This is a genomic window from Burkholderia sp. Bp9140, from assembly GCF_003853425.1.
Taxonomy (GTDB): Bacteria; Pseudomonadota; Gammaproteobacteria; order Burkholderiales; family Burkholderiaceae; genus Burkholderia.
This window is the reverse complement of sequence record NZ_QTPQ01000057.1, coordinates 1-19,133: the sequence shown is the minus strand read 5'-3', so window position 1 is coordinate 19,133 and position 19,133 is coordinate 1. Positions and strand designations below refer to the sequence as shown.

General features: G+C 61.7%; 13 protein-coding genes and 1 tRNA gene. All 14 read right to left on the bottom strand.

Translation table 11 applies throughout. The features are described from left to right. Positions 1-19: 19 nt before the first annotated feature. A complete protein-coding gene (fusA, locus tag DIE21_RS33530) occupies positions 20-2,122 on the bottom strand; it encodes an elongation factor G (protein WP_124501694.1) in 2,103 nt (700 codons plus the stop codon). Between the two features lie 123 nt (positions 2,123-2,245). Then, positions 2,246-2,716, bottom strand: a complete 471-nt coding sequence (gene rpsG / locus DIE21_RS33525; protein ID WP_006477195.1) for a 30S ribosomal protein S7 — start codon at positions 2,714-2,716, stop codon at positions 2,246-2,248. Between the two features lie 172 nt (positions 2,717-2,888). Continuing rightward, complete coding sequence (rpsL, locus tag DIE21_RS33520) at positions 2,889-3,269, bottom strand: 30S ribosomal protein S12 (protein WP_006400662.1); 381 nt, start codon at positions 3,267-3,269, stop codon at positions 2,889-2,891. A gap of 227 nt (positions 3,270-3,496) precedes the next feature. Beyond that, positions 3,497-5,344 (bottom strand): DNA helicase RecQ, encoded by a 1,848-nt coding sequence (gene recQ, locus DIE21_RS33510; protein ID WP_124501692.1) that lies wholly within the window; start codon positions 5,342-5,344, stop codon positions 3,497-3,499. Between the two features lie 241 nt (positions 5,345-5,585). Next, complete coding sequence (rpoC, locus tag DIE21_RS33505) at positions 5,586-9,827, bottom strand: DNA-directed RNA polymerase subunit beta' (protein ID WP_124501691.1); 4,242 nt, start codon at positions 9,825-9,827, stop codon at positions 5,586-5,588. Positions 9,828-9,848: 21 nt separating this feature from the next. Continuing rightward, positions 9,849-13,955: a DNA-directed RNA polymerase subunit beta gene (gene rpoB, locus DIE21_RS33500; protein WP_124501690.1), complete on the bottom strand. Its 4,107-nt coding sequence runs from the start codon at positions 13,953-13,955 to the stop codon at positions 9,849-9,851. 377 nt (positions 13,956-14,332) lie between these two features. Beyond that, the gene (gene rplL / locus DIE21_RS33495) at positions 14,333-14,707 is read right to left on the bottom strand and encodes a 50S ribosomal protein L7/L12 (protein ID WP_014898360.1); all 375 of its coding nucleotides are present in this window, start codon (positions 14,705-14,707) and stop codon (positions 14,333-14,335) included. A 63-nt stretch (positions 14,708-14,770) separates the two neighbouring features. Beyond that, positions 14,771-15,268, bottom strand: a complete 498-nt coding sequence (gene rplJ, locus DIE21_RS33490) for a 50S ribosomal protein L10 (RefSeq protein WP_038715103.1) — start codon at positions 15,266-15,268, stop codon at positions 14,771-14,773. Between the two features lie 295 nt (positions 15,269-15,563). Continuing rightward, positions 15,564-16,262: a 50S ribosomal protein L1 gene (rplA, locus tag DIE21_RS33485; RefSeq protein WP_059535563.1), complete on the bottom strand. Its 699-nt coding sequence runs from the start codon at positions 16,260-16,262 to the stop codon at positions 15,564-15,566. Then, positions 16,263-16,694, bottom strand: coding sequence for a 50S ribosomal protein L11 (gene rplK / locus DIE21_RS33480; protein ID WP_006400671.1), 432 nt, complete (start codon positions 16,692-16,694; stop codon positions 16,263-16,265). It lies immediately after the preceding gene. Positions 16,695-16,834: 140 nt separating this feature from the next. Continuing rightward, a complete protein-coding gene (nusG, locus tag DIE21_RS33475) occupies positions 16,835-17,392 on the bottom strand; it encodes a transcription termination/antitermination protein NusG (RefSeq protein ID WP_006400672.1) in 558 nt (185 codons plus the stop codon). A 1-nt stretch (position 17,393) separates the two neighbouring features. After that, positions 17,394-17,774, bottom strand: coding sequence for a preprotein translocase subunit SecE (gene secE, locus DIE21_RS33470; RefSeq protein WP_006482892.1), 381 nt, complete (start codon positions 17,772-17,774; stop codon positions 17,394-17,396). Between the two features lie 42 nt (positions 17,775-17,816). Continuing rightward, positions 17,817-17,892, bottom strand: a tRNA-Trp gene (locus tag DIE21_RS33465). A 59-nt stretch (positions 17,893-17,951) separates the two neighbouring features. Beyond that, positions 17,952-19,133, bottom strand: a 1,182-nt coding sequence (tuf, locus tag DIE21_RS33460) for an elongation factor Tu (protein ID WP_027805213.1), incomplete at its 5' end; no start/stop codon positions are given.

Below are 19,133 nucleotides of genomic sequence, written 5' to 3'. Positions count from 1 at the left end.
AATCGATTGTGATAGCGAATTACTTCGACTTCGCGCTGATGATCGCTTCTGCAACGTTCTTCGGAGCTTCAGCGTAGTGCTTGAACTCCATCGTGTACGTTGCGCGACCCTGCGTCAGCGAACGCAGCGACGTGGAGTAGCCGAACATTTCCGACAGCGGCACTTCAGCGCGCACGATCTTGCCGCCGCCCACCATGTCGTCCATGCCCTGGATAATGCCGCGACGACCCGACAGGTCGCCCATCACGTTACCCATGAAGTCTTCCGGCGTTTCCACTTCCACGGCCATCATCGGTTCAAGCAGAACCGGATCAGCGCGGCGCATCGCTTCCTTGAACGCCATCGAACCAGCCATGCGGAACGCATTTTCGTTCGAGTCGACGTCGTGGTACGAACCGAACGTCAGCGTGACCTTCACGTCGACGACCGGGAAGCCTGCCAGCACGCCGCTCTTCAGCGTTTCCTGGATACCCTTGTCAACCGACGGAATGTATTCGCGCGGGATCACGCCGCCCTTGATCGCGTCGATGAACTCGTAGCCCTTGCCCAGTTCGCTGCGCTCGAGCGTAATGACCGCATGACCATACTGACCACGGCCGCCCGACTGCTTGACAAACTTGCCTTCGACGTCCGCGGCCGACTTGCGAATGGTTTCGCGGTACGCCACCTGCGGCTTGCCGACGGTCGCTTCCACGCCGAATTCACGCTTCATCCGGTCGACGAGAATTTCGAGGTGGAGTTCGCCCATGCCCGAAATGATCGTTTGACCCGATTCTTCGTCGGTCTGCACGCGGAACGACGGATCTTCCTGAGCGAGACGGTTGAGCGCCAGGCCCATCTTTTCCTGGTCAGCCTTCGTCTTCGGCTCGACTGCCTGCGAAATCACCGGCTCCGGGAAAATCATGCGCTCGAGCACGATCGGATGAGCCGGATCGCACAGCGTGTCGCCCGTGGTCGCTTCCTTCAGGCCGACCGCAGCAGCGATGTCGCCCGCGCGAACTTCCTTGATTTCTTCGCGCTGGTTCGCGTGCATCTGCAGAATACGGCCGAGACGTTCCTTCTTGTCCTTGGTCGCATTGAGCAGCGTGTCGCCCGAATTGACAACGCCCGAGTAGACGCGGAAGAAGATCAGCTGGCCGACGAACGGGTCGGTCATGATCTTGAACGCGAGTGCCGAGAACTTCTCGTCGTCGGCAGCACGGCGCTCCGTCTTCTCGCCATTTTCGAGTTCGCCCGTAACCGGCGGAATGTCGACCGGCGACGGCAGGAAATCGATCACGGCGTCGAGCATACGCTGCACGCCCTTGTTCTTGAACGCGGTACCGCACAGCATCGGCTGGATTTCGCACGCGATCGTACGGTCACGCAGACCCTTCACGATCTCGGCTTCGGTCAACTCGCCCGCTTCCAGATACTTGTTCATCAGGTCTTCGTTCGACTCGGCAGCCGCTTCGACCATCTTTTCGCGCCATTCGTCGCATGTGTCGACGAGTTCAGCCGGGATGTCGACGTAGTCGAACTTGGTACCTTGCGACGCCTCGTCCCAAATGATCGCCTTCATCTTGATCAGGTCGACGACGCCCTTGAAGCCTTCTTCCGCGCCGATCGGCACCACGACCGGAACCGGGTTTGCCTTCAGGCGCAGACGGAGCTGGTCGTAGACCTTGAAGAAGTTCGCGCCGGTACGGTCCATCTTGTTGACGAACGCGAGACGGGGCACCTTGTACTTGTTAGCCTGGCGCCACACCGTTTCCGACTGCGGCTGCACGCCGCCCACTGCGCAGTACACCATGCACGCGCCGTCGAGCACGCGCATCGAACGCTCCACTTCGATCGTGAAGTCGACGTGGCCCGGGGTGTCGATGATGTTGATGCGGTGTTCCGGATAGTTGCCGCCCATGCCCTTCCAGAAGGCCGTGGTAGCAGCGGACGTGATCGTGATGCCACGCTCCTGTTCCTGCTCCATCCAGTCCATCGTGGCTGCGCCGTCGTGAACTTCACCGATCTTGTGGTTCACACCGGTGTAAAACAGAATGCGCTCGGTCGTCGTCGTTTTGCCGGCGTCGATGTGAGCGCTAATACCGATATTGCGGTAGCGCTCGATAGGAGTCTTGCGAGCCACTTTGATCCTCTACTGGGATGACGTGATGCAGCCCTGCTGCATCACGCTTCAACACAAACGGGCGAGGCGCCTGAAAAGCGCACCCGCCCGGAATTTATTTCCGCTAACAGCCCAGCCAGGCGCTTAGAAACGGAAATGCGAGAACGCGCGGTTGGCTTCTGCCATGCGGTGAACTTCGTCGCGCTTCTTCATCGCGCCGCCACGGCCTTCGGCCGCTTCGGAGAGTTCACCTGCCAGGCGCAGAGCCATCGACTTCTCGCTGCGCTTCTTCGCAGCCTCACGCAGCCAGCGCATCGCCAATGCCATACGACGCGACGGGCGCACTTCGACCGGAACCTGATAGTTGGCACCACCAACGCGGCGGCTCTTCACTTCGACCACCGGCTTCACGTTGTTGAGCGCAACCGTGAACACTTCCAGCGGGTCCTTGCCACCCTTGGTCTGGATTTGTTCGAATGCGCCATAAACGATGCGCTCTGCGACCGACTTCTTGCCGGACAGCATCAGCATGTTCATGAACTTGGCTACATCAACGTTGCCGAACTTCGGATCCGGCAACACTTCCCGCTTGGGGACTTCGCGACGACGCGGCATGATTCTTCCTTTACCTGTTCAGTTGGAGCTGGTTCCAGCCCCGCGGCCACCAACAAACCCGATCACATCTTCACGACTAACCAGCTTGGCCGGGTGACCACTTACTCGACAGCACCGGCAATCCGGCACTCCCGCCTTGACCGCCCTGCGGCGATCCCTGATCAAAAACTGCTTACTTGGCAGCCTTTGCACGCTTCGCGCCGTACTTCGAGCGCGCTTGCTTACGGTCCTTGACGCCCTGGGTATCCAGCGAGCCGCGAACCATGTGGTAACGCACACCCGGCAAGTCCTTCACACGGCCGCCGCGGATCAGCACAACCGAGTGTTCCTGCAGGTTGTGGCCTTCACCACCGATGTACGAAATCACTTCGAAGCCGTTCGTCAGACGAACCTTGGCGACCTTACGGAGTGCCGAGTTCGGCTTCTTCGGCGTCGTCGTGTACACACGGGTGCACACGCCGCGACGCTGGGGGCAGTCCTGCAGGGCCGGGCTCTTGCTCTTCGTCGTTTCCGACTGACGGCCTTTGCGAACCAGTTGGTTGATGGTTGGCATTGTTTATTCCTGAAATTGAACAAAATCTGCACATCGATTTCGGGCAAAGCGAGAATCGGCGCACAGTTGACTTCCGAACCGGCGATACGGACACGAACCTTCGAACGCGACTCGGCCCACCGAATACCGGAACCCAACATCATATTCCGGAAATGCCAACTAAGTCAACGGCTTGCGTGATTTGCCGGCCGCGCGATCGGTTTACCGGAAGGGCCCGAACACCTGCGTCAGGCCGATTCGACGACGTCGATGATCTCGTCGCCGAAGCGCTCGAGCTTGCGCACGCCCATGCCGGGGATGTGGCGCAGGTCGTCGATCGTCTCCGGCGCATTGCGCGCGATCTCGGCGAGCGTCGCGTCGTGGAAGATCACGTAGGCCGGCACGCCGTCGGACTTCGCGGTTTCCGCGCGCCATGCGCGCAGCGCGTCCCAGCGGGCGCGCTCGCGCGTGCCCATGCCGGCCGTCGGGTCGACGCGGGTGCCGCTGCGGCTCGACGACTGGCGCGTGCGCTGCGGCTTCACGTAGCGGCGCAGCGTGACCTTCTCCTCGTTCTTCAGGACCGGCTTCGCTGCCTCGGTCAGCATGAGCGCGCCGAAACCGCCGTGATCGACCGCCAGGTAGCCGTACGCGACGAGCTGCCGGAAAATCGCGCGCCACTCGGGTTCGGACAGCGACGCGCCGATCCCGAACGTGCTGAGCTGGTCATGGCCGCGCTGCAGCACCTTCTCGGTGCGGCCGCCGCGCAGGATCTCGATCAAATGGCTCGAGCCGAAGTTGAAGCCGCTCGCGCGCTGCGCGCGGAACACGCACGACAGCGCCATCTGCGCCTCGCGCGTCGCGTCCCACGAATCGGGCGGCTCGAGGCATGTGTCGCAGTTGCCGCACGGCTGACTCGCCTCGCCGAAGTAGTTCAAGAGCCGCACGCGCCGGCACGAGATCGTCTCGCACAGCCCGAGCAGCGCGTCGAGCTTCGACGTCTGCACGCGCTTGTGCGCGTCGTCCGCATCGGACTCGTCGATCATCTTGCGCTGCTGGACGACATCGCCGAGCCCATACGCCATCCACGCGTTCGCCGGCATCCCGTCGCGGCCCGCACGGCCCGTTTCCTGGTAGTAGCCTTCGACGCTCTTCGGCAAGTCGAGGTGCGCGACGAAGCGCACGTCCGGCTTGTCGATGCCCATGCCGAACGCGATCGTCGCACACATGACGATGCCTTCCTCGCGCTGGAACATTTCCTGGTGCCTCTGCCGCACCTCGAACTCCATCCCCGCGTGATACGGCAGCGCGCGCACGCCCTGCGCCTTCAGCCACTCGGCCGTTTCCTCGACCTTGCGGCGCGACAGGCAGTAGACGACGCCGGCGTCGGTCGTGCCGTCCGCGTTCGTGTGCTCGGCGCGGATGAAGTCGAGCAGCTGCGAACGCGCGTTGTCCTTCTCGACGATCCGGTAGCGGATGTTCGGCCGATCGAAGCTCGACACGAACACGCGCGCGTCGTCGAGCGCGAGCCGATGGATGATCTCGTCGCGCGTGATCGCGTCGGCGGTCGCCGTCAACGCGATGCGCGGCACCGACGGGAAGCGCTCGTGCAGCACCGACAGCTGAATGTATTCGGGACGGAAGTCATGTCCCCACTGCGACACGCAGTGCGCCTCGTCGATCGCGAACAGGCCGATCTTCGCGCGCTCGAGCAGGTCGAGGAAGCGCGCGGTCATCAGTCGCTCGGGCGCGACGTACAGCAGGTCGATCTCGCCTTCGCGCAGCGCGCGCTCGGTCGCCGCGGCTTCGGCGCCCGACAGCGTCGAGTTCAGGTAGGCCGCGCGCACGCCGACTTCGCTGAGCGCGGCGACCTGGTCCTGCATCAGCGCGATCAGCGGCGACACGACGATGCCCGCCCCCTGCCCGGCCTCGCGGCGCAGCAGCGCCGGAATCTGGTAGCACAGCGACTTGCCGCCGCCCGTCGGCATCAGCACGAGGCAATCGCCGCCGCCGGCGACGTGTTCGACGATCTCGCCCTGCTGGCCGCGAAATGCGGAATAACCAAAGACTTCGTCGAGGATTTCGAGGGCGCGGGACATGAACGAGAAAGTGGACGGCGGAACGATGACCGCAATTTTAACAACCCGCTCGCGCAACGCGCGGCGAATCGTGCATCGTTGGCCAATCGGACAGGGTTCGTGCGCGCGCATGACGGGCCTGCGCAGTCGCGCGGCAAGCCCGTCATGCACGTGCACGGCGGATAAAAAAAACCGCCCGGCGGACCGGGCGGTTTCGATGACAGCGAATACAGCACCGCGAGGCGGCTCGCGCCGCCCGTGCTTACTCGGCTGCCGGGTGTTGCGGCTCTTCCGCCGGCGTGCTCGGCGTACCGAAGTCGAATGCCTCTTCCGCTGCGATCTGGTCGAAACGCTCGCGGTCGGACATCTCCTTCGCCTTGCGCGCCTTGTGGAACGCGAGACCCGTACCGGCCGGGATCAGACGGCCGACGATCACGTTTTCCTTCAGGCCGCGCAGATCGTCGCGCTTGCCCATGATCGCCGCTTCGGTCAGCACGCGGGTCGTTTCCTGGAACGATGCCGCCGAGATGAACGAGTCGGTCGACAGCGACGCCTTCGTGATACCGAGGAGCACGTTGTCGTACGAAGCTGGGCGCTTGTCCTCGGCGATCATGCGATCGTTCTCGTCCAGCATGTCGGAACGCTCGACCTGTTCTCCCGGGATGAAGCGCGTATCGCCGTTATCGGTGATCTGCACACGACGCAGCATCTGGCGAACGATCACCTCGATGTGCTTGTCGTTGATCTTCACGCCCTGCAGACGATACACGTCCTGCACTTCGTCGACGATGTAGCGCGACAGCGCCTCGATACCCTGCAGACGCAGGATGTCGTGCGGATCGGCCGGGCCGTCCACGATCATTTCGCCCTTGTTGACGACCTGAGCATCGTGGACCAGCACCTGCTTTTCCTTCGCGATCAGGAACTCGTGCTGATTGCCTTCGAGGTCCGTGATGACGAGACGCTGCTTGCCCTTCGTGTCCTTGCCGAACGACGTCGTACCGGTGACTTCCGCGAGAATGCCGGCATCCTTCGGCGAACGCGCTTCGAACAGTTCCGCCACCCGCGGCAGACCGCCGGTAATGTCACGCGTCTTCTGCGCTTCGGTCGGGATACGTGCGAGCACTTCACCCACCTGCACTTGCTGGCCGTCCTTCACGGTGATCAGTGCGCCGACCTGGAAGCCGATCTGCACTGCGTGTTCCGTGCCCGGGATCTTCACTTCGTCGCCGTTCGCGTCGAGCAGTTTCACCTGCGGACGCACGCTCTTCGAAGCTTGCGAACCACGACGCTTCACGTCGATCACGACCAGCGTCGACAGGCCGGTCACGTCGTCGATCTGCTTCGCGACGGTCACGCCTTCCTCGACGTTCTCGAACTTCACCGTACCACCGTACTCGGTGATGATCGGACGCGTCATCGGATCCCACGTCGCCAGCTGCGTGCCGGCCTTGATCGCCGCGCCGTCGAGCTGCAGCAGCGTCGCGCCGTACGGGATCTTGTGACGTTCGCGCTCGCGGCCGATATCGTCGGTGATCAGCGCCTCGCCCGAACGCGAAATGACGATCTGCTCGCCCTTCGCGTTGGTGACGTAACGCATGGTCGCCGTGAAGCGCACGATACCGTTGCTCTTCGCTTCGACCGACGACGCCACTGCCGCACGCGATGCCGCACCACCGATGTGGAACGTACGCATCGTCAGCTGCGTGCCCGGTTCGCCGATCGACTGAGCCGCGATCACGCCGACCGCTTCGCCGACGTTCACGAGCGAGCCGCGGCCGAGGTCACGGCCGTAGCAGGCCGCGCACAGACCGTAACGCGTTTCGCAGGTCAGCGGCGTGCGCACGCGCACTTCGTCGATGCCGAGGCGTTCGATTTCCTCGACCGCCGTTTCGTCGAGCAGCGTACCCGATTCGTACAGCGTTTCCTGCGTTTCCGGGTTCACGACGTCCGCAACCGCGACGCGGCCGAGGATACGGTCGCGCAGCGCTTCGACGACTTCACCGCCTTCGACCAGCGCCTTCATCGCCACGCCGTTCGACGTGCCGCAATCGTCCTCGACCACCACCAGATCCTGCGTGACATCGACGAGACGACGCGTCAGGTAACCCGAGTTCGCGGTCTTCAGTGCCGTATCAGCCAGACCCTTACGTGCACCGTGGGTCGAGATGAAGTACTGCAACACGTTCAGGCCTTCGCGGAAGTTCGCGGTAATCGGCGTCTCGATAATCGAGCCGTCCGGCTTCGCCATCAGGCCTCGCATACCGGCCAGCTGACGAATCTGCACCGCCGAACCCCGGGCGCCCGAGTCGGCCATCATGTAGATCGAGTTGAACGACTCCTGGCGCGTCTCGTTGCCGTCGCGGTCCGTCACCGGCTCCGTCGACAGCTGCTCCATCATCGCCTTGCCGACCGCTTCCGACGTTGCCGACCAGATGTCGACCACGTTGTTGTAGCGTTCCTGCGCGGTGACGAGACCCGACATGTACTGGCGGTCGTACTCCTTCACCTTCTTCGCGGCGTCGCCGACGATCGTTTCCTTCTGCGGCGGCACGAGCATGTCGTCCACGCAGATCGAGATACCGGCACGCGTCGCGAGACGGAAACCCGACTGCATCAGCTGGTCGGCAAACACGACCGTCGCACGCAGACCGCACTTGCGGAATGCGGTGTTGATCAGGCGCGAGATTTCCTTCTTCTTCAGCGGCTTGTTCAGCACCGAGAACGGCAGGCCGTGCGGCAGGATCTCCGACAGGATCGCGCGGCCGACGGTCGTCGCGTACAGCGAGATCTTCGGCACGAATTGCGGCGCGCCTTCCGACGTGTCCTCGTTGTGGACCATTTCGGTGATCCGCACGTTGACGCGCGATGCCAGCTCGACTTCCTTGTTCTCGTACGCGCGGATCACTTCCGACACGCCAGTGAACGACAGGCCTTCGCCCTTGCCGTTGATCGCTTCGCGGGTCGCGTAGTACAGACCCAGCACGATATCCTGCGACGGCACGATCGACGGATCGCCGTTGGCCGGGAACAGCACGTTGTTCGACGCCAGCATCAGCGTGCGCGCTTCCATCTGCGCTTCGAGCGACAGCGGCACGTGAACGGCCATCTGGTCACCGTCGAAGTCGGCGTTGAACGCCGCGCAGACGAGCGGGTGCAGCTGGATCGCCTTGCCTTCGATCAGCACCGGCTCGAACGCCTGGATACCGAGACGGTGCAGCGTCGGCGCACGGTTCAGCATCACCGGGTGCTCGCGGATCACCTCTTCGAGGATGTCCCACACCACCGGCGTCTGGTTCTCGACTTCCTTCTTCGCAGCCTTGATGGTCGTGGCGACGCCCATCACTTCCAGCTTGTTGAAGATGAACGGCTTGAACAGCTCGAGCGCCATCAGCTTCGGCAGACCGCACTGGTGCAGCTTCAGCGTCGGGCCGACCACGATGACCGAACGGCCCGAGTAGTCGACGCGCTTGCCCAGCAGGTTCTGACGGAAACGACCGCCCTTGCCCTTGATCATGTCGGCGAGCGACTTCAGCGGACGCTTGTTCGCGCCCGTCATCGCCTTGCCGCGACGACCGTTGTCGAGCAGCGAGTCGACGGCTTCCTGCAGCATCCGCTTTTCGTTGCGGACGATGATTTCAGGGGCCTTCAGCTCGAGCAGGCGCTTCAACCGGTTGTTACGGTTGATCACGCGGCGATACAGGTCGTTCAGGTCCGACGTCGCGAAACGGCCGCCGTCCAGCGGCACGAGCGGACGCAGTTCCGGCGGCAGCACCGGCAGCACTTCGAGGATCATCCACTCGGGCTTGATGCCCGAGCGCTGGAATGCCTCGAGGACCTTCAGGCGCTTCGCGTACTTCTTGATCTTCGCTTCCGAGCCGGTGTTCTTCAGCTCGGTGCGCAGCGTCTCGACCTGCTCGTCGATGTTGATCGCGCGCAGCAGTTCACGCACGCCTTCCGCGCCCATCTCGGCACGGAATTCGTCGCCGTATTCCTCGACCTTGTTGTAGTAATCCTCTTCGGTCATGATCTGCCGCGCCTTCAGCGGCGTCATGCCCGGTTCGATCACCACGTACGCTTCGAAGTACAGCACGCGTTCGATGTCGCGCAGCGTCATGTCGAGCACCATGCCCAGACGCGACGGCAGCGACTTCAGGAACCAGATGTGCGCGACCGGCGAGGCCAGCTCGATGTGGCCCATGCGCTCGCGGCGCACCTTCGCCAGCGTCACTTCGACGCCGCACTTCTCGCAGATCACGCCGCGGTGCTTCAGACGCTTGTACTTGCCGCACAGGCACTCGTAGTCCTTGATCGGCCCGAAGATCTTCGCGCAGAAGAGACCATCGCGTTCCGGCTTGAACGTACGGTAGTTGATGGTCTCCGGCTTCTTCACTTCGCCGAACGACCACGAACGGATCTTGTCCGGCGAGGCCAGACCGATCTTGATCGCGTCGAAAACTTCTTCCTGTTGGACTTGCTTGAATAGATCGAGCAGAGCTTTCATTGCTTTCTCTCCGTAGTCCGATTAATTGCGGTCGAGATCGATGTCGATACCGAGCGAGCGGATTTCCTTCACGAGCACGTTGAAGGATTCCGGCATGCCTGCATCGATCACGTGATCGCCCTTGACGAGGTTCTCGTAAACCTTCGTCCGGCCGTTCACGTCGTCCGACTTCACCGTCAGCATTTCCTGCAGCACGTAGGACGCGCCGTACGCTTCGAGTGCCCACACTTCCATTTCACCGAAACGCTGGCCACCGAACTGCGCCTTACCACCCAACGGCTGCTGCGTGACGAGCGAGTACGGGCCCGTCGAACGCGCGTGCATCTTGTCATCGACCAGGTGGTGCAGCTTCAGGTAGTGCATGTAGCCGAGCGTCACGCGACGTTCGAACATTTCACCCGTGCGGCCGTCGTACAGGCGGACCTGGTTCTTCGACGGATTCATGCCGAGTTGTTCCGCGATGTCGTCCGGGAACGCGAGGTCGAGCATCTTGCCCATTTCTTCCTCGGTCGCACCGTCGAACACCGGCGTTGCAAACGGCACGCCTTCGCGCAGGTTCTTCGCGAGTTCGAGGATCTCGTCGTCGGTGAAGCTTTCCAGATCTTCCTGGCGGCCCGAGTCGTTGTAGATCTTCGTCAGGAACACGCGCATTTCCTCGATCTTCGCCTGACGCTGCAGCATTTCGCCGATACGCCAGCCGAGGCCCTTCGCGGCCCAACCGAGGTGCACTTCCAGAACCTGACCCACGTTCATCCGCGACGGCACGCCGAGCGGGTTCAGCACGACGTCTGCCGGACGGCCGTCGGCCATGTACGGCATGTCTTCGATCGGGACGATCTTCGACACGACACCCTTGTTGCCGTGACGGCCTGCCATCTTGTCGCCGGGCTGCAGACGGCGCTTCACCGCGAGGTACACCTTGACCATCTTCAGCACGCCCGGCGGCAGTTCGTCGCCTTGCGTGAGCTTCTTGCGCTTCTCTTCGAACGCGAGGTCGAACTGGTGACGCTTTTCTTCGATCGAGTTCTTGATCGCTTCGAGCTGCGCCGCTGCTTCGTCGTCCGCGAGGCGGATGTCGAACCAGTGGTAGTGATCGAGATCTTCCAGGTACGCCTGGTCGATCTTCGTGCCCTTCGCGAGCTTCTTCGGACCGCCGTTCGCGACCTTGCCCACGAGCATGCGCGCGAGACGCTGGAACGCGTCGCCTTCCACGATGCGCAGCTGGTCGTTCAGGTCGAGACGATAGCGCTTCAGTTCGTCGTCGATGATCTGTTGCGCACGCTTGTCGCGCTGGATGCCTTCACGCGTGAACACCTGGACGTCGATCACGGTGCCGCTCATGCCCGACGGCACGCGCAGCGACGTGTCCTTCACGTCCGAAGCCTTCTCGCCGAAGATCGCGCGCAGCAGCTTCTCTTCCGGCGTCAGCTGGGTCTCGCCCTTCGGCGTGACCTTGCCGACCATCACGTCGCCCGCTTCGACTTCCGCACCGATGTACACGATGCCCGATTCGTCGAGACGGCCGAGCTGGACTTCCGCCAGGTTCGAGATGTCGCGCGTGATTTCTTCCGGCCCGAGCTTCGTGTCGCGTGCAACGACGTTCAGCTCTTCGATGTGGATCGACGTGTAGCGATCGTCGGCAACCACCTTCTCCGAGATCAGGATCGAGTCCTCGAAGTTGTAGCCGTTCCACGGCATGAACGCGATCAGCATGTTCTGGCCGAGCGCGAGCTCGCCCAGGTCCGTCGAGGCGCCGTCGGCCAGCACGTCGCCGCGCGAGACCTTGTCGCCCATCTTCACGATCGGACGCTGGTTGATGTTCGTGTTCTGGTTCGAACGCGTGTACTTGATCAGGTTGTAGATGTCGACACCGACTTCACCTGCGACCGCTTCATCGTCGTTCACGCGAATCACGATACGGCCTGCGTCGACATAGTCGACGACGCCGCCACGGAACGCCTGAACCGTCGTGCCCGAGTCGACCGCGCAGGTACGCTCGATGCCCGTACCGACGACCGGCTTCTCCGGACGCAGACACGGCACGGCCTGACGCTGCATGTTCGAACCCATCAGTGCACGGTTCGCGTCGTCGTGCTCGAGGAACGGAATCAGCGAAGCTGCAACCGACACGATCTGCGACGGTGCGACGTCCATGTACTGGATACGGTCCGGCGTGACCATCATCGTTTCGCCGGCTTCACGCGACGACACAAGTTCGTCGATCAGCGTGCCGTTCTCGTCGATCGCGGCGTTCGCCTGCGCGATCATGTAGCGGCCTTCCTCGATCGCCGACAGGTAATCGATCTGGTCGGTCACCTTGCTGTCCACGACCTTGCGGTACGGCGTCTCGAGGAAGCCGTACTCGTTCAGGTGCGCATACAGTGCGAGCGAGTTGATCAGGCCGATGTTCGGACCTTCCGGCGTTTCGATCGGGCACACGCGGCCATAGTGGGTCGGGTGCACGTCACGCACTTCGAAGCCTGCGCGTTCGCGCGTCAGACCGCCCGGGCCCAGTGCGGAAACACGGCGCTTGTGCGTGATTTCCGACAGCGGGTTGGTCTGGTCCATGAACTGCGACAGCTGCGACGAACCGAAGAACTCGCGGATCGCCGACGAAATCGGCTTCGAGTTGATCAGGTCGTGCGGCATCAGGTTTTCGCTTTCGGCCTGGCCGAGGCGTTCCTTGACCGCGCGCTCGACACGCACCAGACCCGCGCGGAACTGGTTTTCCGCCAGTTCGCCGACGCAACGCACACGACGGTTGCCGAGGTGGTCGATGTCGTCCACTTCGCCCTTGCCGTTGCGCAGCTCGACGAGGATCTTGATCGTCGCGAGGATGTCGTCGTCCTGCAGCGTCATCGGGCCGGTGATCTCGTCACGGCTGACGCGGCGGTTGAACTTCATGCGGCCGACCTTCGACAGGTCGTACGCTTCTTCGCTGTAGAACAGACGGTTGAACAGCGCCTCGACCGCTTCTTCGGTCGGCGGTTCGCCCGGACGCATCATGCGGTAGATCGCGATGCGCGCGGCCGTCTTGTCGGTCGTTTCGTCGACACGCAGCGTCGACGAGATGTACGGACCCTGGTCCAGATCGTTCGTGTAGAGCGTCTGGATATCCTTGATGCCCGCTTCGCGCAGCTTCTCGAGCACGCTTTCCGTGACTTCGTCGTTCGCGCTCGCGATCACTTCGCCGGTGTCGCCGTCGACGACGTTCTTCGCCAGCACGCGGCCGAGCAGATAGTCTTCCGGCACCGAGATGAACTTGGTCTTCGCGGCTTCGAGGTCGCGAATGTGCTTCGCGTTGATCCGCTTGTCCTTCTGGACGATGACCTTGCCGTCGCGATCCGTGATGTCGAAACGCGCGACTTCACCACGCAGGCGCTCGGGCACGAACTCGAGTTGCGCGCCTTCGTCCATCAGCGTGAAGTTGTCGAACACGAAGAAGTTCGCGAGGATCTGTTCCGGCGTGAGGCCGATGGCCTTCAGCAGGATCGTGACCGGCATCTTGCGGCGACGGTCGACGCGGAAGTACAGGATGTCCTTCGGATCGAATTCGAAGTCGAGCCACGAGCCGCGGTACGGAATGATCCGTGCCGAGAACAGCAGCTTGCCCGAGCTGTGCGTCTTGCCCTTGTCGTGTTCGAAGAACACGCCCGGCGAACGGTGCAGCTGCGAGACGATGACACGCTCGGTGCCGTTGATGACGAACGAGCCTGTCGGCGTCATGAGCGGAATTTCGCCCATGTACACTTCCTGCTCCTTCACTTCCTTGACGACCGGCTTGTTCGGCGATTCCTTGTCGAGGATGACGAGGCGGACCTTCGCGCGCAGCGCGGAGCAGTACGTCAGGCCCCGCTGCTGGCATTCCTTGATGTTGAATGCCGGCGAGGACAGCGCATAGCTCACGAACTCGAGGCGCGCGAAGCCGTTGTGCGAAACAATGGGAAATACCGATGTGAATGCGGCCTGCAAACCTTCAGGCTTGCGTTGCGTGCCCAGCACATCGGCTTGCAGAAACGTGCTGAATGATTCAAGCTGGGTAGCCAGCAAGAACGGAACCTGGTGAACGATGGGGCGCTTCGCGAAACTCTTGCGAATGCGCTTCTTCTCGGTGAAGGAATATTGCATACGATCTCCGAATCACGGCGGGTGCTATCGAGGCGGAATACCTGGACGTTTCAAACCCGAGTGTTCACCGACTGAGACCCGATGGCCGTCCAACGGCTTGAACGAGCCGAGAAGCTTGGTGGTTGGCCGCTACCAACCGCTGGCTGACGGCAGCGGATGCCTGTGTTGCCCGCTACCCGACCAAACTTGCCTTCTGCAGTCGCTTCAGAAGACAAAGAGAAACGCCAGTCGTGACCATTGACAACGATTTGGCGGTTTTCTTTGGCTTCTGGGGCCGATTATTCGGGCTCTCGAATGAGTGCCAGAATAACGTCCCCACAAAGCACAAAAAGGCCGGCGGTGAAAATACCGCCAGCCTTCGCACAGCGCGTCGAAACTTACTTGACTTCGACCTTCGCGCCCGCGTCTTCCAGCTTCTTCTTGGCTTCTTCAGCAGCAGCCTTGTCGACGCCTTCCTTGACAGCCTTCGGTGCGCCGTCAACGACGTCCTTCGCTTCCTTCAGGCCCAGGCCCGTCAGTTCGCGAACTGCCTTGATGACTGCAACCTTGTTGCTGCCTGCTTCAGTCAGAACGACCGTGAATTCGGTCTTCTCTTCTGCAGCAGCAGCAGCGCCGCCGCCTGCCGGGCCAGCGACTGCCACTGCAGCTGCCGACACGCCAAACTTCTCTTCGAACGCCTTGACCAGTTCGTTCAGTTCCAGAACGGTCATCCCTTCGACTGCTGCCAGGATGTCTTCTTTTGCGATTGCCATTTGAAATACTCCTAAATTGAATTCGGATACAGCCAGCGATCAGTAACGCTGATGCACGTTCGCTTACGCAGCTTCCGCTTGCTTCTTCTCGGCGAGCGCGGCCAGAGCACGCGCGAAGCCCGAAACAGGCGATTGCATAACGAACAGCAGCTTCGAGAGCAGTTCTTCGCGGCTCGGGATGCTTGCCAGCGCTTGCACGCCAGCCTTGTCCATCACCTTGCCATCGAACGAACCAGCCTTGATGACCAACTTGTCATTGCTCTTGCTGAAGTCGTTGACGACCTTAGCAGCGGCAATTGCATCTTCCGAGATGCCGTAGATCAGCGGACCAGTCATCTGCTCTGCCAGCGGAGCAAAAGGCGTACCTTCAACAGCGCGACGCGCCAGCGTGTTCTTCAACACGCGCAGGTAAACCTGTTGCTCACGCGCTTTCGCGCGCAGCTTGGTCAGATCGCCAACCGCAATTCCACGATACTCAGCCAGCACAACGGTCTGGGCCTTCGCGACTTGCGCGGCAACCTCAGCGACGACGGCTTGCTTGTCTTCTCTATTAAGCGGCACGGTTAGCCTCCAGAAACGATACGTTCGGCACGAAACCTCACGTACCTCGTTCAACAACGGCGTCCGACCTCGTTAGGAGTATTTCCACCTCACGCCGTGAATCGCTTCACGACCTGCGGCTTCACCACTGCAAAACTTTTTCGGGTTCGCCATCTGCGTTGGCTTGAATTAAGGGATCGCCTGCCTGCTGCGTCCCACCAACGGTCTTTGATAACCGGTTGCCCGCGCTACTGCACGAACAACCGCCCAAAGCCCATGTAGGCCGCTTCGCGAACGAAGCGGCCCGGATACTTGCTTACTGTGCTGCCAGCGTAGCCTGGTCGACACGCACGCCGACGCCCATCGTGCTCGACAGTGCGATCTTGCGCAGGTAGACGCCCTTGCTCGTTGCCGGCTTGGCCTTCTGCAGCGCTTCGATCAGCGCCGACAGGTTCGAACGCAGTGCGGTCGATTCGAACGATGCACGGCCGATGGTCGCGTGGATGATACCGGCCTTGTCGACACGGAATTGCACCTGACCAGCCTTCGCGTTCTTGACTGCAGTCGCGACGTCCGGCGTGACCGTGCCGACCTTCGGGTTCGGCATCAGGCCGCGCGGGCCGAGGATCTGACCGAGCGTACCGACGATACGCATCGTGTCCGGCGAAGCGATCACGATGTCGAAGTCCATCTGGCCAGCCTTGATCTGCTCAGCCAGGTCTTCCATACCGACGATTTCCGCACCTGCTGCGCGAGCCTGCTCGGCCTTGTCGCCTTGCGCGAACACGGCAACGCGAACCGACTTGCCCGTACCTGCCGGCAGCACGACCGAACCACGAACGACCTGGTCCGACTTCTTCGCATCGATGCCGAGCTGGACTGCGACGTCGATCGATTCGTTGAACTTCGCGCTCGCGCATTCCTTCACGAGTGCCAGTGCGTCTTCGATCGCGTACAGCTTCTGACGGTCGACCTTGGCGGCAAATGCCTGACGGCGCTTGGAGATCTTAGCCATTTACACGCCCTCCACAGTGATGCCCATCGAGCGTGCGCTACCAGCGATGGTGCGAACGGCTGCGTCCAGATCAGCTGCCGTAAGGTCCGGCATCTTGGTCTTCGCGATTTCTTCGGCTTGAGCGCGCGTGATCGAACCGACCTTGTCGGTGTGCGGCTTGCTCGAGCCCTTGTCCACCTTCGCCGCCTTCTTGATCAGGACGGTCGCCGGCGGCGTCTTCATCACGAACGTGAAGCTCTTGTCAGCGTATGCCGTGATGACCACCGGCACCGGCAGACCCGGCTCCATGCCTTGAGTCTGCGCGTTGAACGCCTTGCAGAACTCCATGATGTTCAGGCCGCGCTGGCCCAGTGCCGGACCGACCGGCGGCGACGGGTTGGCTTTACCTGCAGGAATCTGCAGCTTGATAAAGCCGACAATCTTCTTTGCCATTTGTAAACCTCGTTGGAACGCCAGGCGGCGTTCGGTGAGTGATAACGCGCGTTCGCCGCTGGCTACTGACGCTCCTCAACGGCCATGACGCGGACCGTAAGCGCGAAGGTGGGCAGCCGAGGCTGCCCACCAAATCGGGATCAAACTTTTTCGACCTGGCCGAACTCGAGTTCGACCGGGGTGGAGCGGCCAAAGATGGTGACCGACACACGCACGCGCGATTTTTCGTAGTTGACTTCTTCGACCGTGCCGTTGAAGTCCGTGAACGGGCCTTCCTTGACACGCACCATCTCGCCAACTTCGAACAGGGTCTTCGGGCGCGGCTTCTCGACGCCTTCCTGCATCTGCGACATGATCTTTTCGACTTCCTTCGGGGAAATCGGGGTCGGGCGGTTACGCGCACCGCCGACGAAACCCGTGACCTTCGCCGTGTTCTTCACGAGGTGCCACGTTTCGTCCGTCATTTCCATTTCCACCAGCACGTAGCCGGGGAAGAAACGACGCTCGGTTACAGCCTTGTGGCCACCCTTGACTTCGACCACTTCTTCGGTCGGAACCAGGATCTGACCGAATTTGTCCTGCATGCCAGCACGTTCGATGCGCTCCTGAAGCGCACGTTGCACGCTCTTCTCCATGCCGGAGTAGGCGTGCACGACGTACCAACGCTTTCCGCTCGGGGATGCCGGAGTATCGCTCATATCATTTCCAACCCAGAATCGCCGAGAAAATCACCCATTCGATCGATTTGTCACTCAACCAGAGGAAAATCGCCATCACGAGCACGAAACCAAACACGACGAGTGTGGTTTGCGTTGCTTCCTTGCGGGTGGGCCAAACGACCTTGCGGACTTCCTTGTACGAATCCTTGGCAAACGCGATGAGGCTCTTGCCAGGTGCGGACATCAGACCGACGGCCACGCCGGCGATGATACCTACCGCCAATGCGGCACCGCGGACATACCACTGCTGGTTGGCCAGCCAGAAGAAGCCCACGAATCCGGCCAAGACCAGCAATACGCCCAGGGCCAGCATCAGCTTATCGCCGGAGGTATTTACAGTTTCGACGGATGGATTCGCCATAACACCTTAAAACAAATGCCACGTGGGACACGTGGCGATTTTTGGCAGGGGCAGAGGGAATCGAACCCCCAACCTTCGGTTTTGGAGACCGACGCTCTGCCAGTTGAGCTATACCCCTAAACCATGCTGGGGCCGGCTGCTGCCAGCCCCAAAACTGTCGATCAACGAATAACTGGCTTACTCGATGATCTTGGCGACGACGCCGGCGCCGACGGTACGGCCGCCTTCGCGGATTGCGAAGCGCAGACCTTCTTCCATCGCGATCGGAGCGATCAGCTTCACCGTGATCGACACGTTGTCGCCCGGCATCACCATTTCCTTGTCCTTCGGCAGCTCGATCGAGCCCGTCACGTCCGTCGTACGGAAGTAGAACTGCGGACGGTAGTTGTTGAAGAACGGCGTGTGACGGCCGCCTTCGTCCTTGCTCAGCACGTACACTTCAGCCGTGAAGTGCGTGTGCGGCGTGATCGAACCCGGCTTCGCCAGAACCTGGCCACGCTCCACGTCTTCACGCTTCGTGCCGCGCAGCAGGATACCGACGTTGTCGCCTGCCTGACCTTGGTCCAGCAGCTTGCGGAACATTTCAACGCCCGTGCAGGTCGTCTTCACCGTCGGCTTGATACCGACGATTTCGATTTCCTCGCCGACCTTCACGATGCCGCGCTCGACACGACCCGTCACCACCGTACCACGGCCCGAGATCGAGAACACGTCTTCCACCGGCATCAGGAACGCGCCGTCAACTGCACGCTCCGGCGTCGGGATGTACGTGTCCAGCGCATCTGCCAGGCTCATGATCGCCACTTCGCCCAGCTCGCCCGTGTCGCCTTCCAGCGCCAGCTTCGCCGAACCCTTCACGATCGGCGTGTCGTCGCCCGGGAAGTCGTACTTCGACAGCAGTTCGCGAACTTCCATCTCGACCAGCTCGAGCAGTTCGGCGTCGTCCACCATGTCGCACTTGTTCAGGAACACGATGATGTACGGAACGCCAACCTGACGCGCCAGCAGGATGTGCTCACGCGTTTGCGGCATCGGGCCGTCTGCTGCCGAGCAAACCAGGATCGCGCCGTCCATCTGCGCTGCGCCCGTGATCATGTTCTTCACATAGTCAGCGTGGCCCGGGCAGTCGACGTGTGCGTAGTGGCGGTTTGCCGTTTCGTACTCGACGTGTGCCGTATTGATCGTGATGCCGCGCGCCTTTTCTTCCGGTGCCGCGTCGATCTGGTCGTAGGCCTTCGCTTCGCCGCCGAACTTCTTCGTCAGCACCGTCGTGATCGCTGCCGTCAGCGTCGTCTTGCCGTGGTCAACGTGACCAATCGTACCAACGTTGACGTGCGGCTTGGTCCGCTCAAATTTACC

Excerpts from the sequence above, each read along its gene's own strand:
- rplL (WP_014898360.1), bottom strand. The coding sequence starts at position 14,707 with ATGGCAATCGCAAAAGAAGACATCCTGGCAGCAGTCGAAGGGATGACC.
- recQ (WP_124501692.1), bottom strand. The coding sequence starts at position 5,344 with ATGTCCCGCGCCCTCGAAATCCTCGACGAAGTCTTTGGTTATTCCGCA.
- rpsL (WP_006400662.1), bottom strand. The coding sequence starts at position 3,269 with ATGCCAACCATCAACCAACTGGTTCGCAAAGGCCGTCAGTCGGAAACG.
- secE (WP_006482892.1), bottom strand. The coding sequence starts at position 17,774 with ATGGCGAATCCATCCGTCGAAACTGTAAATACCTCCGGCGATAAGCTG.
- rpoB (WP_124501690.1), bottom strand. The coding sequence starts at position 13,955 with ATGCAATATTCCTTCACCGAGAAGAAGCGCATTCGCAAGAGTTTCGCG.
- rplA (WP_059535563.1), bottom strand. The coding sequence starts at position 16,262 with ATGGCTAAGATCTCCAAGCGCCGTCAGGCATTTGCCGCCAAGGTCGAC.
- rpsG (WP_006477195.1), bottom strand. The coding sequence starts at position 2,716 with ATGCCGCGTCGTCGCGAAGTCCCCAAGCGGGAAGTGTTGCCGGATCCG.
- nusG (WP_006400672.1), bottom strand. The coding sequence starts at position 17,392 with ATGAGCGATACTCCGGCATCCCCGAGCGGAAAGCGTTGGTACGTCGTG.
- rpoC (WP_124501691.1), bottom strand. The coding sequence starts at position 9,827 with ATGAAAGCTCTGCTCGATCTATTCAAGCAAGTCCAACAGGAAGAAGTT.
- rplK (WP_006400671.1), bottom strand. The coding sequence starts at position 16,694 with ATGGCAAAGAAGATTGTCGGCTTTATCAAGCTGCAGATTCCTGCAGGT.